Origin of the sequence: Bacillus sp. SM2101 (assembly GCF_018588585.1) — a bacterium.
Lineage (GTDB): Bacteria > Bacillota > Bacilli > Bacillales > SM2101 > Nanhaiella > Nanhaiella sioensis.
In genome coordinates, this window is record NZ_JAEUFG010000023.1 from 14,849 (window position 1) to 30,467 (window position 15,619).

Here is a 15,619-nt window from a genome sequence, read left to right on the forward strand (position 1 = left end):
AGATATGCCTCCAAGCAATTTATCTATATCTACAAATACTTTATCAATTGCTTGTTGTCCATCAATGTTTTGTAAATAACCTTTTTGCTTGTAGAAATTTAATAAAGGCTCTGACTGTTTAATGTTTACCTCTAGGCGAGTTTTTACAGTAGCCTCATTATCATCAGCACGTTGATATAATTCTCCTCCACACTTGTCGCAAACGCCCTCTTGTTGTGGTGGATTAAATACTAGATGATATGTGGAACCACAGTTCTTGCAAATTCTTCTACCTGTTAAACGATCTAATAGTATAGATTTATCAACATTTATATTGATAACAAAATCTATCGTACTGTTCATGGCATGTAGCAATTGTTCTAACGCCTCTGCTTGAGCGACTGTTCTAGGGAAACCATCTAACAGGAAGCCATTTTTACAATCATTTTTACCTAATCTTTCACGAACAATACCTATTGTAACTTCATCAGGAACAAGTTTGCCCTCATCCATAAAAGCCTTTGCTTTTAAGCCTAATTCAGTTCCTTCACTTATAGCAGCACGGAACATATCTCCTGTTGATATGTGAGGAATATTATACTTGCTAACAATTTGCTCTGCCTGCGTACCTTTACCAGCACCAGGGAGCCCCATTAATACGAGATTCATATGTGTTCACCCTCATCTAACAATGAGGAAATGGGAGAACCCCAAAACCTCATGACTTAATAAATCCTTTGTAATGACGTTTTACAAGTTGGCTTTCAAGCTGTTTCATTGTCTCAAGTGCAACACCAACAACGATGAGCAAGCTTGTTCCACCAATTTGTACTGATTCCGGAAGGCTTGTAAATTTAATAAAAATAATAGGAAGAACAGAAATTGCAGCTAAGAAAATAGAACCTACAAATGTAAGACGATATAGTATCCGAGTTACATATTCTTGCGTATTTATCCCTGGACGAATTCCAGGAATATACCCACCTTGTTTTTTAAGGTTTTCTGCCATTTGCTCAGGATTAACTTGAACAAACGTATAGAAATAGGTAAATGCAATAATTAATGCAACATATATTGTCATACCAACAGGTTCGGTATACCTGAATGTATTTTCAATCCACATAGTAACATCGTTTTGTCCAAAGAATGATGCAATTGTTGGTGGTGTAATAATAAACGATACTGCAAAGATAACAGGTATTACACCCGCAGCATTTACTTTTAAAGGTAAATGAGTAGATTGTCCTCCAACTGGACTACGACCCACTAAGCGTTTTGCATATTGAATTGGAATTTTTCGAAATGCTTGTTGGATGAAAATAACACCAACGACGATTGCAACGATCGCGAGTAGTAATAATACTACCGTAACGATACGTAAGAATAGCTGTTCTCCAGCACCTTCAAATTGTGTTGCATACACTTGGTTAGCGATATTAGGAATGCCTGCCACAATCCCAGCAAAGATGAGGATGGAAATTCCATTACCAACACCGTGAGCTGTTATTTGTTCACCTAACCACATTAAAAAGGCAGTTCCAGCCGTCAATACTAATGCTATTAACAAATAAGTTGGAATGCCAGGATTCTCAATTAAAGCCCCGTTCGACATAGTGTTAAAGCCAATGGACATACCAATAGCTTGAATAAATCCAAGAACTATTGTGCCGTAGCGGGTAAACTGAGCTAATTTACGACGACCAACCTCACCTTGTTTTGACCATTCAGTAAACTTTGGAACAACATCCATTTGTAGTAATTGAATGATAATGGAAGCAGTGATATAAGGCATAATTCCCATTGCAAAGATGGAAAAGTTCTGTAATGCTCCTCCACCAAATGTATTCAATACTCCAAATAGATTGTTTTCTCCTGTAACCTGTAGTACTTCAGCATTGATGTTCGGAACAGGAATAAACGTCCCTATTCTAAACACAACTAGCATTAACAAGGTGAATATTATTTTCTTTCTTATATCACCAACGCGCATAAAATTGGAGATTGTTCGGAACATTAAATCACCTCAGTTTTACCGCCTGCAGCTTCAATTGCTTCTTTTGCAGCAGAAGAGAATTTGTGAGCTTTAACAGTAAGCTTTTTCTCAACTTTTCCTTTTGCAAGGACTTTCAAACCCGATTTAAGCTTACTTACTACACCTGTTTCAATTAATAATTCAGGTGTTACTTCCGTACCATCTTCAAAACGGTTTAATGTTTCAAGATTAACGACCGCATACTCTTTTCGGTTAATGTTCGTAAAACCACGTTTAGGTAGTCGTTGAAACAAAGGTGTTTGACCACCCTCGAATCCTGGACGTACGCCACCGCCAGAACGAGACTTTTGACCTTTTTGGCCTCTACCAGATGTTTTACCATTACCAGTAGCAATACCACGTCCTACACGATTACGAGTTTTACGAGACCCTTCAGCTGGTTTAAGTTCATGAAGTTTCATCAGGGCACCTCCTTATTTACTCATGTTAAAATTATTGTTCTTTTACCGTAACTAAATGTGCAACTTTGTTTACCATGCCGCGAATTGCAGCATTATCTTCATGTACGACCGTTTGATGCATTTTTTTCAAACCTAAAGTTTGAACAGTAACTTTTTGATCTTTAGAACGGCCAATAACACTTCTTGTGAGGGTGATAGCTAATTTCTTTGACATTTCATTTCCCCCCTTATCCTAACAATTCTTCAACTGATTTTCCACGCAACTTTGCAACGTCTTCAGCGCGTTTCATATCCTGAATACCACTAATTGTAGCACGAATCATGTTAATAGGTGTATTTGAACCTAAAGATTTTGATAGGATGTCATGTACACCAGCTAACTCTAATACTGCACGTACAGGACCTCCAGCGATAACTCCAGTACCTTCAGAAGCAGGCTTTAACAAGATTTCTCCAGCGCCAAATCGTCCGATAACTTCATGTGGAATTGTTGTACCAACCATAGGTACAGTAACAAGATTTTTCTTAGCATCTTCTATAGCTTTACGAATAGCTTCTGGAACCTCTTGAGCTTTACCAGTTCCAAAACCAACGTGACCGTTTTTATCACCAACAACAACAAGTGCAGCAAAACGGAAACGACGTCCACCTTTCACTACCTTTGCTACGCGGTTTACGGTAACAACACGTTCTTCAAGTTCTAGTTTACTTGGATCAACACGGACCATCTGTATCCCTCCTTTGACAATTAAAATTCTAAGCCATTTTCACGAGCTGAATCAGCTAACGCTTTAATACGTCCATGGAATAGGTATCCTCCACGATCAAAAACCACTTCTTTAATACCTTTTTCTGACGCACGTTTAGCAACTAACTCGCCAACTTTTTGCGCTGCGTCAACATTACCTGTTGACTCAATGCTTAATTCTTTATCTAAAGTAGATGCACTTGCAAGTGTAACACCATTCACATCATCGATTACTTGCGCATATATGTGTTTGCTAGAACGAAACACATTCAAACGCGGGCGTACAGCTGTTCCTGAAATTTTCGCACGAACACGTCCGTGTCTTTTTTTACGAACTGCATTCTTATCAGGTTTTGTAATCATACTATGCCACTCCTTTCTTATACACTAGGCGGTATTACTTACCAGTCTTACCTTCCTTACGACGTACATATTCACCTTCATAACGAATTCCTTTACCTTTATAAGGCTCTGGTGGACGTACATCACGAATGTTAGCAGCTAAAGCTCCAACACGTTCTTTATCAGTACCTTTAATAACAATTTTTGTATTCGCAGGTACATCTATTTCGATCCCTGCTTCAGGTTCGATTTCAACAGGATGAGAGTAACCAACATTTAGGATTAGCTTTTTACCTTGCTTTTGTGCACGGTAACCTACCCCGATCAATTCTAGTCCTCTTTCATAGCCCTTAGAAACACCTTCAACCATATTAGCAAGTACGCTACGAGTCGTTCCATGTAATGAGCGGTGCTCTTTTGAATCAGATGGTCGAACAACTGTTACAGCGTTCTCTTCTATTGTTAATTCCATATCTGCATGGATTGTACGAGTTAATTCACCCTTCGGTCCTTTAACAATAACGTTTTTGTTTTCCTCAGTTACTGTTACACCTGCAGGGATAACAATTGGTTTTTTACCAACGCGTGACATAAATTACACCTCCATTCTAAAAAAACTTTTTACCAAACGTAAGCTAGTACTTCTCCGCCTGTTTGCTTTTGACGAGCTTCTTTGTCACTTAACACACCTTGAGAAGTAGACACAATCGCAATTCCTAAACCGTTAAGTACACGAGGTACCTCATCAGCTTTAGCGTATACGCGTAAACCAGGTTTACTAATACGTTTTAATCCAGTAATTACACGTTCATTATTTGCACCATACTTTAAGAAAATACGGAGAATACCTTGTTTGTTATCTTCAATAAATTCCACATCACGAACAAAACCTTCACGTTTTAAAATATCAGCGATATCTTTCTTCATGTTTGAAGCAGGAACCTCTAATTTGTCGTGACGTACCATGTTCGCATTGCGAATACGAGTAAGCAAATCTGCAATAGGATCTGTCATCACCATAATATTTTTACCTCCTTCCCATATCTGGGTTTTACCAACTTGCTTTTTTTACACCTGGGATATGTCCCTTATATGCTAATTCACGGAAACAAATACGGCAAAGTTTAAATTTTCTTAGCACTGAATGAGGACGACCACATCGTTCACAACGTGTGTACTCGCGCACTTTAAACTTTTGATCACGTTTTTGTTTTACGACCATTGATTTTTTAGCCACATTTTCGCCTCCTTATATTTAGATGGCACTGATTACTTTTGGAACGGCATACCCATTTGAGTTAATAATTCACGAGCTTCTTCATCAGTATTTGCAGTGGTTACGATAACGATATCCATACCACGAACTTTCGAAACTTTATCATATTCAATTTCAGGGAAAATTAATTGTTCTTTAATCCCTAATGTATAGTTACCACGACCATCGAATGATTTTTTAGATACACCACGGAAGTCACGTACACGTGGAAGTGCAACAGACACTAGTTTATCTAAAAATTCATACATACGCTCACCGCGTAAAGTTACTTTCGCACCAATTGGCATTCCTTCACGAAGACGGAAACCAGCGATAGATTTCTTTGCTTTTGTAACTACAGGCTTTTGACCAGTTATTGTTGTTAATTCTTCAACAGCATTATCTAATGCCTTTGAATTTGCAACTGCATCTCCAACACCCATATTTACAACTATTTTTTCAAGTTGAGGTGTTTGCATAACTGATTTATAACTGAATTTACTCATAACACTAGGAGTAATTTCTTTTTGATATTTTTCCTTTAGGCGGTTCATAATAGTACCTCCTTTCTACAACTAGTTATTTATCTAATAATTCACCAGATTTTTTTGCATAGCGTACGTTTTTGCCATCAACTTGCTTATGTCCAACACGCGTAGGTTCACCCGACTTTGGATCTAATGGCATAACATTTGATACATGGATAGGTGCCTCTTGGCTGTTAATCCCACCTTGGGGATTAGCTTGTGAAGGTTTAGAATGCTTCTTCACAATATTCACACCTTCCACAAGAACTCTACTTTTCTTTGGGAATGCAGCAAGGATAACTCCTTGTTTACCTTTATCCTTACCTGAAATCACAAGTACTTTATCACCTTTTTTTACATGCATCTTATCTGCACCTCCTTGATAAGGCATTTCAATTTTCAAATTAAAGAACTTCAGGAGCTAATGATACAATTTTCATGAAGTTGCTATCACGTAATTCACGAGCTACCGGCCCAAAAATACGAGTACCACGTGGACTTTTATCGTCACGGATAATCACGCATGCATTTTCGTCAAAACGGATGTATGAACCGTCTGGGCGTCGCGCTCCTTTTTTTGAACGTACAACAACAGCCCTAACTACTTCACCTTTTTTGACAACGCCTCCTGGTGTTGCTTGTTTCACTGTACAAACAATTACATCACCAATATTTGCATATTTACGTCCAGAGCCACCTAGAACTTTAATCGTTAACACTTCACGAGCCCCAGAATTATCAGCAACTTTCAACCGAGATTCTTGTTGAATCATTCACGAAACCTCCCTTCGGATATAAAATTCATCCGACCTTGTATTATATAATTACCGCTTTTTCAACTACTTCTAATAAACGGAAACGTTTTGTTGCAGATAGTGGACGAGTTTCCATTACTTTAACTACATCGCCAACTTTTGCAATATTTTGCTCATCATGTGCTTTGAATTTCTTAGAATACTTAACACGTTTACCATATAGCGAATGAGTTTTGTATGTTTCAACTAATACAGTAATTGTTTTATCCATTTTGTCAGATACAACACGACCTGTATATACTTTACGTTGGTTGCGTTCACTCATTTAAGTAAACCTCCCCTCATTTATCGATTATTCACACCGATCTCTCTTTCACGTATCACAGTTTTCATACGAGCGATCGATTTACGTACTTCGCGTATACGAGCTGTATTTTCAAGTTGTCCAGTCGCTAGCTGGAAACGCAAATTGAATAACTCTTCTTTTAAAGATTTAACTTTTTGTTCAATTTCGGCAGTGGTAAGGTCACGAATTTCATTAGCTTTCATTAGATTCACCACCAATTTCTTCTCGTTTTACAAACTTACATTTTACTGGAAGTTTATGTGATGCAAGACGAAGTGCTTCACGTGCTACCTCTTCAGGTACACCTGATATTTCAAACATAATCTTACCTGGTTTTACAACAGCAACCCAGCCCTCTGGAGCACCCTTACCGGAACCCATTCGGACTTCTAAAGGTTTAGCTGTATATGGCTTGGATGGGAATATTTTAATCCATACTTTACCGCCACGTTTCATATAACGTGTCATCGCAATACGAGCAGCCTCGATTTGGCGGTTAGTAATCCAAGACGCTTCTAGCGCTTGTAAGCCGAACTCACCGAAGTTTACTTCAGTGCCGCCTTTTGCACGACCGCGCATTTTCCCGCGGTGTTCGCGACGATACTTAACGCGTTTTGGCATTAACATGATTATTTTCCTCCTTCCTTTTTATTCTTCTTTGTAGGAAGGACCTCTCCACGATAAATCCATACTTTAACGCCTAATTTACCATAAGTAGTATCAGCTTCAGCTGTACCGTAATCTATGTCAGCACGGAGTGTATGAAGTGGAACTGTTCCCTCACTGTAATATTCTGCACGAGCGATATCTGCACCACCTAAGCGTCCAGATACCATTGTTTTGATCCCTTTTGCTCCAGCGCGTAAAGCACGTTGAATTGCTTGCTTTTGCACACGACGGAAGGATACACGGTTTTCTAATTGACGAGCAATATTGTCTGCTACTAATTTAGCGTCTAAATCAGCTCTCTTGATTTCTACGATATTAAGGTGGACACGTTTACCTGTTAACGCATTTAACGCTTTACGAAGTGCTTCTACTTCTGATCCACCTTTACCAATAACCATTCCTGGTTTTGCAGTGTGAACTGAAATATTTACACGGTTAGCCGCGCGTTCAATTTCCACTTTTGATACAGCAGAGTCACTTAATCTTTTAGTAATGTATTCACGAACCTTAAGGTCTTCATGCAACAAGTCTGCATAGTCCTTATCAGCATACCACTTTGATTCCCAATCACGGATGACTCCTATACGCAAACCGACTGGATTTACTTTTTGTCCCACTGATTATCCCTCCTTCTTTTCTGATACCACTACAGTAATGTGGCTCGTACGTTTATTAATTTGACTAGCACGTCCCATTGCACGAGGGCGAAAACGTTTCATAGTCGGGCCTTCGTTCACATACGCTTCTTCAACAACCAAATTATTAACATCCATCTCATAGTTGTGTTCTGCGTTTGCAACAGCTGATTTTAATACTTTTTCTACTATTGGAGAAGCCGCTTTGTTTGTTAAGCGTAAAACTGCTAATGCTTCACCAATTTGCTTTCCTCGAATTAAGTCCGCTACTAAGCGAGCTTTACGAGGCGCAATTCGAACTGTTCTTGCAACAGCTTTTGCTTGCATTTAGGATGCCTCCTCTCTTAACGTCTTGTTTTCTTGTCATCACTAGCGTGACCTTTATACGTACGAGTTGGTGCAAACTCTCCAAGCTTGTGACCAACCATGTCTTCACTTATATATACAGGCACATGTTTTCGACCATCATAAACTGCAATTGTATGACCAATGAATTGAGGGAAAATCGTTGAACGACGAGACCATGTTTTAACCACACGCTTACCATCGGTTTCATTTAAGCCCTCAATTTTTTTCATTAAATGATCATCTACAAAAGGTCCTTTTTTTAAGCTGCGTCCCATATGTGAACCTCCCTTCGCGATTGGCATACGGTTCCTGTGAACCGTAGCACAACCCCGTTATTTTTTACGACGACGCACGATGAATTTATCTGACTTCTTATTTTTCTTGCGCGTTTTATAACCGAGTGTTGGTTTACCCCAAGGTGTCATTGGTGACTTACGTCCGATAGGAGCTCTACCTTCACCACCACCATGTGGGTGATCAACCGGGTTCATTACAGATCCACGTACAGTTGGGCGTTTACCTAACCAACGAGAACGACCTGCTTTACCGATATTAATAAGTTCGTGTTGTTCATTACCAACTTGACCAATAGAAGCACGGCAAGCAGCTAATACCATACGAACTTCACCTGAAGTTAAACGTACTAAAACGTATTTTCCTTCTTTACCAAGAACTTGAGCAGATGTTCCAGCTGAACGTACTAATTGTCCACCTCTACCTGGTTTAAGTTCAATGTTATGAATAACTGTACCAACAGGAATATTAACTAACGGTAATGCATTACCCACTTTAATATCCGCTTCTGGACCAGACATGATTTCCATGCCCACTTCTAAATTTTTCGGAGCTAGAATATAACGCTTTTCACCATCAACATAGTTTATTAACGCAATATTAGCTGATCTATTTGGATCATATTCGATTGTAGCAACGCGTCCTGGTATACCATCTTTGTCGCGTTTAAAATCAATGATGCGGTATTGACGCTTATGACCGCCACCTTGATGACGTACTGTTAATCTACCTTGGTTGTTACGTCCACCCTTTTTATTCAAAGGAGCCAATAACGACTTCTCGGGAGTATCAGTAGTGATTTCTGCAAAATCAGATACCGACATACCACGACGACCGTTTGAGGTAGGTTTATACTTTTTAATCGCCATCTCTATTTCCCTCCTTCACTAGTAAACTTATACTTCAAAAAGTTCGATTTCTTTGCTATCAGCAGTTAACTTCACGATTGCTTTTCTGCGACGATTAGTATAACCACTATGACGACCCATACGCTTGAACTTACCTTTGTAGTTCATGATGTTTACTTTTTCTACTTTCACATCAAAAATTGCCTCAACAGCATCTTTGACTTCAGTTTTATTAGCTTTCACATCAACGTCAAACGTATATTTCTTCTCTTCCATTAAATCTGTTGAACGTTCTGTAATAACGGGGCGCTTAATAATATCACGAGGTTCTTTCATTACGCAAGCACCTCCTCTACTATTTCCACCGCATCTTTAGTGATCACAAGTTTATCGTGGTTTAATAAGTCCAGTACGTTTACACCTGTAGCAGATATAACTGTTACTCCAGGAATATTACGCGCTGAAAGAGTCACGAATTCATTTTGATCAGCAGTTACGATTAACGCTTTGCGATCTGCAGAAAGACTGTTTAAAATGTTTACCATTTCTTTTGTTTTAGGAGCTTCAAATGCTAGGCTCTCTAATACAACGATATCATTTTCAAGCACTTTAGTTGATAGTGCTGATTTAAGTGCTAAGCGACGTACCTTCTTAGGTAGCTTATAGCTGTAGCTTCTAGGTGTAGGTCCGAATACTATTCCACCACCACGCCATTGTGGAGAACGAATTGATCCTTGACGAGCACGTCCAGTACCTTTTTGACGCCAAGGTTTACGTCCACCGCCACGTACTTCAGAACGACCTTTTACTTTGTGAGTTCCTTGTCTTAAGGAAGCTCTTTGCATAATAACTGCATCGAATAATACACTCTTGTTAGGCTCAATACCAAATACAGATTCATTAAGCTCTACTTCACCTACTGTAGAACCATTTTGGCTATATAATGTTACTTTAGGCATTGGTATATTCCTCCTTTCTTACAAAAATTACTGTGCCTTAACCGCACTATTAATAGTTACAAGACCTTTTTTTGGTCCTGGGACATTACCTTTAATAAGTAAAATGTTACGTTCAGCATCAATTTTTACAACTTCTAAGTTTTGAACAGTTATACGTTCTCCACCCATACGTCCAGGTAAAAGCTTTCCTTTGAATACACGGTTTGGATCAACAGGTCCCATTGAACCAGGACGACGGTGATAGCGCGAACCGTGTGACATAGGGCCGCGTGATTGTCCGTGGCGCTTAATTGCACCTTGGAATCCTTTACCCTTTGAAATACCTGTAACATCTACTACATCGCCTTCAGAGAAGACGTCAACTTTGACTTCCTGACCAACTTCATATTCCTCAACGTTCAGCCCGCGGAATTCACGGATGAAGCGCTTAGGCGTAGTATCCGCTTTTGCAACATGTCCTTTAGCTGGTTTGTTAGCAAGCTTTTCACGCTTGTTATCAAAACCAAGTTGTATAGCTTCATAACCATCTGTTGCTTCAGTTTTCTTCTGAAGAACTACGTTAGGTGAAGCCTCAACTACAGTAACTGGTACAAGTACATCTCCAACGAACACTTGTGTCATACCAATCTTTCTACCTAAGATTCCTTTGGTCATTCGTCACACCTCCTGTTATCTAACTTATTATTTATTATAGTTTAATTTCAATATCTACACCTGACGGCAAGTCTAAACGCATTAGTGAATCTACTGTTTTTGGAGTAGGATTTACGATATCAATTAAGCGTTTATGTGTACGCATTTCAAATTGCTCACGAGAATCTTTATACTTATGAACAGCACGAAGAATCGTATAAACAGACTTTTCAGTTGGTAACGGAATCGGACCAGAGACATTTGCACCTGATCGTTTAGCTGTTGCTACGATTTTTTCTGCAGATTGATCAAGAATTCGGTGATCGTAAGCTTTTAAACGAATACGAATTTTTTCTTTTGCCATTATTTTCCCTCCTTTTTCGCCTATTTTATTTAATAGACATTCTCCGTGGAAATTTCCCCACACTCGCCATGGCAAAGCGGCCGGGTGTGTCAGCAACCTTCCACATCATCGCAGTCAAAGACCAACATTCACTATTATATAAAAAAAACACACCTAATGCAATAGCAAATTTTAATCTATCAACTTTTTTACCCACGACTTAGTATACACGCCTTACAGTCTCTTTTCAATTACTCTAGCACAACATACTATTAGCAGTTTTTGTTAATGCTCTTTTAGGGGCCTTTTTGTTCTTCAAGTTGCTTGACAAAGTGCCATTCCATAAAAAAACAGGTCTACGTATAAACGCAAACCTGCTTCTTTTCTATTATTACGCAGTGATAGTAGCTACTACTCCAGCACCTACAGTACGTCCACCCTCACGAATAGAGAATTTAGTACCTTCTTCAAGTGCGATAGGAGCGATAAGCTCAACTGTCATTTCAATGTTATCTCCAGGCATAACCATTTCTACGCCTTCTGGAAGATTAACGATACCAGTTACATCAGTTGTACGGAAGTAGAACTGAGGACGGTAGTTTGTGAAGAATGGAGTATGACGTCCACCTTCTTCTTTTGATAATACGTAAACTTCAGCTTTAAATTTTTGGTGTGGAGTAATTGAACCAGGCTTAGCTAAAACTTGCCCACGCTCAATGTCTTCACGTGATACACCACGAAGTAATGCACCAATGTTGTCTCCAGCTTCAGCATAATCAAGAAGCTTACGGAACATTTCTACACCAGTAACTGTAGTTTTGCTTGACTCTTCAGCTAAACCGATGATTTCGATTTCATCACCAACATTTAATTTACCGCGGTCTACACGACCAGTAGCAACTGTACCACGACCAGTGATTGAGAATACATCCTCAACTGGCATCATGAAATCTTTTTCAGTGTCACGCTCTGGAGTTGGGATGTAGTCATCAACTGCAGCCATTAACTCAAGAATTTTTTCTTCGTATGCAGCGTCTCCTTCAAGAGCTTTAAGAGCTGAACCTTGGATAACAGGAATGTCATCACCAGGGAAGTCATACTCAGATAATAAGTCACGTACTTCCATTTCTACTAATTCTAGTAATTCTTCGTCATCTACCATATCACATTTGTTTAAGAAAACAACGATGTAAGGTACACCAACCTGACGAGAAAGAAGGATGTGCTCACGAGTTTGTGGCATTGGACCATCAGAAGCTGAAACAACTAGGATAGCTCCATCCATTTGCGCCGCACCAGTGATCATATTTTTAACATAGTCAGCATGTCCCGGGCAGTCCACGTGTGCATAGTGACGACTGTCAGTTTCGTACTCAACGTGTGCAGTAGAGATTGTGATTCCACGCTCACGCTCTTCTGGCGCTGCATCAATTTGATCATATGCTTGTGCCTCTGCTCCACCTTTTTTAGCAAGAACAGTTGTTATTGCAGCAGTTAAAGTTGTTTTACCGTGGTCAACGTGACCAATTGTACCGATATTCGCATGTGTTTTGGAACGATCGAATTTTTCTTTACCCATTATAATTTATCCTCCTTAATATACATATCATAATTTATATAAGATAGTAGTTGCTATCTTGAACTACTTTCTTTCTTACATAAGTAGTTATACTTTAATAAATGGAATAAATCAATTATTCACCTTTATTTTTCTTAATAATTTCTTCTGAAATTGCTTTTGGTACTTCTTCGTAGTGATCAAAGTGCATTGAGAATGTACCACGTCCTTGCGTATTAGAACGCAATGCAGTAGCATACCCAAACATTTCAGATAATGGAACCATCGCACGAACGACCTGTGCGTTACCGCGAGCTTCCATACCTTCAACGCGACCACGACGTGATGTAACGTCACCCATGATGTCTCCTAAGTACTCATCAGGCATTACAACTTCAACCTTCATAATAGGTTCAAGGATGACTGGGTTACATTTAGAGATCGCATTTTTCAATGCCATAGATGCTGCTATTTTAAAGGCCATCTCAGATGAGTCAACATCATGGTAAGAACCATCTACAAGAGCAGCTTTCACATCAACTAGTGGATACCCAGCAAGTACACCATTGCCCATTGCATCTTCTAATCCAGCTCCAACGGCTGGAATGTACTCACGTGGAACTACACCACCAACGATTTTATTTTCAAACTCAAAGCCCTTACCTTCTTCGTTTGGTTCGAATTCGATCCAAACGTGACCGAATTGTCCACGTCCACCTGATTGACGCGCGAATTTCCCTTCAACTTTAGCAGCAGCACGGAAAGTTTCACGATATGCAACCTGTGGAGCACCTACATTTGCTTCTACCTTGAACTCACGACGCATGCGATCAACGAGAATGTCTAGGTGTAATTCACCCATACCTTCGATAATTACTTGGCCTGTTTCTTGGTCAGTATGCGCTCTAAACGTTGGATCTTCTTCTTGGAGTTTTTGAAGAGCTGTTGTCATTTTATCTTGGTCAGCTTTTGATTTTGGTTCGATCGAAAGTGAAATTACCGGCTCTGGGAATTCCATAGACTCAAGAATAACTTGATTTTTCTCTTCGCTCAACGTATCACCTGTAGTTGTAACTTTTAGTCCAACTGCAGCTGCGATATCACCAGCATAAACTTTTGATATCTCTTCACGTGAGTTTGCGTGCATTTGTAAAATACGACCTACACGTTCACGTTTACCTTTTGTTGAGTTTTGTACATATGAACCCGCGTCTAATGTTCCAGAGTAAACACGGAAGAATGTTAATTTACCAACAAATGGGTCTGTCATAACTTTAAATGCAAGTGCTGAGAATGGCTCATCGTCACTAGAAGGGCGAGTAACTTCTTCGTTAGTATCAGGAAGAGTACCTTTGATAGCCGGAACATCTAATGGTGATGGAAGATAATCAACAACTGCATCAAGCATTAATTGAACACCTTTGTTTTTGAAAGCTGATCCACAAATTACTGGATAGAACTCAACATTAACTGTTCCTTGACGGATTGCAGCTTTAAGCTCTTCTTTAGTAATTTCTTCGCCGCCTAAGTATTTTTCCATTAACTCTTCATCAAGCTCAGCAACCGCTTCAACTAACTTTTCACGGTATTCTTCTGCTTGATCCTTATACTCTTCAGGAATCTCACGAACTTCTATATCAGTTCCTAAATCATTCCCGTAAAATACAGCGTTCATTTCAACTAGATCAATAATACCGTGGAATTCATCTTCCGCTCCAATTGGTAGTTGAATTGCAGCTGCATTCGCTTGTAAACGATCGTGAATAGTGCTTAGAGAATATAAGAAGTCTGCACCGATTTTGTCCATTTTATTAACGAACACCACTCGGGGAACTCCGTAAGTAGTCGCCTGACGCCAAACTGTTTCAGTTTGAGGCTCAACGCCTGATTGAGCATCAAGAACTGCTACTGCTCCGTCAAGCACACGAAGTGAACGCTCAACTTCAACAGTGAAGTCTACGTGTCCTGGTGTATCGATGATATTAACGCGGTGACCTTCCCACTGTGCAGTTGTTGCAGCAGAAGTAATAGTAATACCACGTTCTTGTTCTTGCTCCATCCAGTCCATTTGAGATGCACCTTCATGAGTTTCACCGATTTTATGAATACGACCAGTGTAATAAAGTACACGCTCAGTTGTTGTTGTTTTACCAGCATCAATATGTGCCATGATACCGATATTTCGAGTCTTTTCTAAGGAGAACTCTCTTGCCATTGGGTCTTTCTCCTTCCATTATAAAGTATCGTATTATAATTATTAGTTGACCATCAAAGAGTCAATGGAGATCTTATAATGATTCACATTGCTCTTTATTAGGTCGATCAAGTTTATTGGATTACCAACGATAATGAGCAAATGCTTTATTCGCTTCAGCCATTTTATGCGTATCTTCACGCTTTTTAACTGCAGCACCTGTATTGTTAGCTGCATCTAAAATTTCGTTAGCTAAACGCTCTTCCATCGTTCTTTCTCCACGAAGACGTGCATAGTTTACTAACCAACGAAGTCCTAATGTAGTACGACGATCAGGGCGCACCTCAACTGGTACTTGATAGTTAGATCCACCAACACGGCGAGCTTTAACTTCCAATACTGGCATGATGTTTTTAAGAGCTTGCTCAAAAACTTCCATAGCTTCTTTACCAGAACGTTCTTTTACTAATTCAAACGATTTGTAAAGAATATCTTGAGACTTTCCTCTTTTTCCATCAACCATCATTTTATTAATTAAGCGTGTTACTAGCTTTGAATTGTAAATCGGATCTGGTAACACGTCTCTTTTTGCAACGGGTCCTTTACGAGGCATTGATATTCCTCCTTTCAGTCATTGTTCTTACTATGTTGTTATTTTTTTGCTGCTTTAGGTCTTTTCGTTCCATATTTAGAACGACTTTGCATGCGGTTATCAACACCAGCAGTATCTAA

26 protein-coding genes and 1 pseudogene are annotated in these 15,619 nt (G+C 39.4%); all 27 read right to left on the bottom strand.

Going from position 1 to position 15,619, the window contains the following annotated elements; all coding sequences use genetic code 11:
• Window positions 1-648: adenylate kinase (locus JM172_RS18360; protein WP_214483834.1), on the bottom strand; the 648-nt coding region annotated here is incomplete at its 3' end.
• A 49-nt stretch (window positions 649-697) separates the two neighbouring features.
• On the bottom strand, window positions 698-1,993 hold the full coding sequence (gene secY / locus JM172_RS18365; protein WP_214483835.1) for a preprotein translocase subunit SecY: 1,296 nt from the start codon (window positions 1,991-1,993) through the stop codon (window positions 698-700).
• Window positions 1,993-2,433, bottom strand: coding sequence for a 50S ribosomal protein L15 (gene rplO, locus JM172_RS18370; RefSeq protein WP_214483836.1), 441 nt, complete (start codon window positions 2,431-2,433; stop codon window positions 1,993-1,995). The genes secY and rplO overlap by 1 nt, the downstream gene beginning before the upstream one ends.
• Window positions 2,434-2,464: 31 nt before the next feature.
• Window positions 2,465-2,647: a 50S ribosomal protein L30 gene (rpmD, locus tag JM172_RS18375; RefSeq protein ID WP_214483837.1), complete on the bottom strand. Its 183-nt coding sequence runs from the start codon at window positions 2,645-2,647 to the stop codon at window positions 2,465-2,467.
• A gap of 13 nt (window positions 2,648-2,660) precedes the next feature.
• A complete protein-coding gene (gene rpsE, locus JM172_RS18380) occupies window positions 2,661-3,161 on the bottom strand; it encodes a 30S ribosomal protein S5 (RefSeq protein WP_214483838.1) in 501 nt (166 codons plus the stop codon).
• A 20-nt stretch (window positions 3,162-3,181) separates the two neighbouring features.
• Window positions 3,182-3,544, bottom strand: coding sequence for a 50S ribosomal protein L18 (rplR, locus tag JM172_RS18385; RefSeq protein WP_214483839.1), 363 nt, complete (start codon window positions 3,542-3,544; stop codon window positions 3,182-3,184).
• 34 nt (window positions 3,545-3,578) lie between these two features.
• Complete coding sequence (gene rplF, locus JM172_RS18390) at window positions 3,579-4,115, bottom strand: 50S ribosomal protein L6 (protein ID WP_214483840.1); 537 nt, start codon at window positions 4,113-4,115, stop codon at window positions 3,579-3,581.
• A 29-nt stretch (window positions 4,116-4,144) separates the two neighbouring features.
• Complete coding sequence (rpsH, locus tag JM172_RS18395; RefSeq protein WP_214483841.1) at window positions 4,145-4,543, bottom strand: 30S ribosomal protein S8; 399 nt, start codon at window positions 4,541-4,543, stop codon at window positions 4,145-4,147.
• Between the two features lie 31 nt (window positions 4,544-4,574).
• Entirely contained in the window at window positions 4,575-4,760 is a 186-nt protein-coding gene (locus JM172_RS18400; protein WP_214483842.1) for a type Z 30S ribosomal protein S14, read from the bottom strand.
• Between the two features lie 32 nt (window positions 4,761-4,792).
• Window positions 4,793-5,332, bottom strand: coding sequence for a 50S ribosomal protein L5 (gene rplE, locus JM172_RS18405; protein WP_214483843.1), 540 nt, complete (start codon window positions 5,330-5,332; stop codon window positions 4,793-4,795).
• A gap of 25 nt (window positions 5,333-5,357) precedes the next feature.
• Entirely contained in the window at window positions 5,358-5,669 is a 312-nt protein-coding gene (gene rplX / locus JM172_RS18410) for a 50S ribosomal protein L24 (RefSeq protein WP_214483844.1), read from the bottom strand.
• Between the two features lie 40 nt (window positions 5,670-5,709).
• Window positions 5,710-6,078, bottom strand: a complete 369-nt coding sequence (rplN, locus tag JM172_RS18415; protein ID WP_214483845.1) for a 50S ribosomal protein L14 — start codon at window positions 6,076-6,078, stop codon at window positions 5,710-5,712.
• Between the two features lie 43 nt (window positions 6,079-6,121).
• Window positions 6,122-6,385 carry a 30S ribosomal protein S17 gene (rpsQ, locus tag JM172_RS18420; RefSeq protein WP_214483846.1) on the bottom strand — a complete coding sequence of 88 codons (264 nt, stop codon included), beginning with the start codon at window positions 6,383-6,385 and terminating at the stop codon, window positions 6,122-6,124.
• Window positions 6,386-6,405: 20 nt separating this feature from the next.
• On the bottom strand, window positions 6,406-6,609 hold the full coding sequence (rpmC, locus tag JM172_RS18425) for a 50S ribosomal protein L29 (RefSeq protein ID WP_214483847.1): 204 nt from the start codon (window positions 6,607-6,609) through the stop codon (window positions 6,406-6,408).
• Entirely contained in the window at window positions 6,599-7,033 is a 435-nt protein-coding gene (gene rplP / locus JM172_RS18430; protein ID WP_214483848.1) for a 50S ribosomal protein L16, read from the bottom strand. The genes rpmC and rplP overlap by 11 nt, the downstream gene beginning before the upstream one ends.
• A 2-nt stretch (window positions 7,034-7,035) precedes the next feature.
• Entirely contained in the window at window positions 7,036-7,692 is a 657-nt protein-coding gene (gene rpsC, locus JM172_RS18435; protein ID WP_214483849.1) for a 30S ribosomal protein S3, read from the bottom strand.
• Window positions 7,693-7,695: 3 nt separating this feature from the next.
• The gene (gene rplV, locus JM172_RS18440) at window positions 7,696-8,037 is read right to left on the bottom strand and encodes a 50S ribosomal protein L22 (protein ID WP_214483850.1); all 342 of its coding nucleotides are present in this window, start codon (window positions 8,035-8,037) and stop codon (window positions 7,696-7,698) included.
• Window positions 8,038-8,054: 17 nt separating this feature from the next.
• Complete coding sequence (gene rpsS, locus JM172_RS18445) at window positions 8,055-8,333, bottom strand: 30S ribosomal protein S19 (RefSeq protein ID WP_214483851.1); 279 nt, start codon at window positions 8,331-8,333, stop codon at window positions 8,055-8,057.
• Window positions 8,334-8,390: 57 nt separating this feature from the next.
• Complete coding sequence (rplB, locus tag JM172_RS18450; RefSeq protein ID WP_214483852.1) at window positions 8,391-9,221, bottom strand: 50S ribosomal protein L2; 831 nt, start codon at window positions 9,219-9,221, stop codon at window positions 8,391-8,393.
• Between the two features lie 27 nt (window positions 9,222-9,248).
• Window positions 9,249-9,536 carry a 50S ribosomal protein L23 gene (gene rplW / locus JM172_RS18455; RefSeq protein ID WP_214483853.1) on the bottom strand — a complete coding sequence of 96 codons (288 nt, stop codon included), beginning with the start codon at window positions 9,534-9,536 and terminating at the stop codon, window positions 9,249-9,251.
• Window positions 9,536-10,159 carry a 50S ribosomal protein L4 gene (gene rplD / locus JM172_RS18460; RefSeq protein ID WP_214483854.1) on the bottom strand — a complete coding sequence of 208 codons (624 nt, stop codon included), beginning with the start codon at window positions 10,157-10,159 and terminating at the stop codon, window positions 9,536-9,538. The genes rplW and rplD overlap by 1 nt, the downstream gene beginning before the upstream one ends.
• A 27-nt stretch (window positions 10,160-10,186) precedes the next feature.
• Entirely contained in the window at window positions 10,187-10,813 is a 627-nt protein-coding gene (gene rplC, locus JM172_RS18465) for a 50S ribosomal protein L3 (protein WP_214483855.1), read from the bottom strand.
• Between the two features lie 34 nt (window positions 10,814-10,847).
• A complete protein-coding gene (gene rpsJ / locus JM172_RS18470; RefSeq protein WP_214483856.1) occupies window positions 10,848-11,156 on the bottom strand; it encodes a 30S ribosomal protein S10 in 309 nt (102 codons plus the stop codon).
• A gap of 370 nt (window positions 11,157-11,526) precedes the next feature.
• The gene (gene tuf / locus JM172_RS18475; protein ID WP_214483857.1) at window positions 11,527-12,714 is read right to left on the bottom strand and encodes an elongation factor Tu; all 1,188 of its coding nucleotides are present in this window, start codon (window positions 12,712-12,714) and stop codon (window positions 11,527-11,529) included.
• 115 nt (window positions 12,715-12,829) lie between these two features.
• Window positions 12,830-14,908, bottom strand: a complete 2,079-nt coding sequence (fusA, locus tag JM172_RS18480; RefSeq protein ID WP_214483858.1) for an elongation factor G — start codon at window positions 14,906-14,908, stop codon at window positions 12,830-12,832.
• Window positions 14,909-15,029: 121 nt separating this feature from the next.
• On the bottom strand, window positions 15,030-15,500 hold the full coding sequence (rpsG, locus tag JM172_RS18485) for a 30S ribosomal protein S7 (protein WP_214483859.1): 471 nt from the start codon (window positions 15,498-15,500) through the stop codon (window positions 15,030-15,032).
• 38 nt (window positions 15,501-15,538) lie between these two features.
• Window positions 15,539-15,619 (bottom strand): annotated as a pseudogene (locus JM172_RS18490) (30S ribosomal protein S12); the annotation flags it as partial.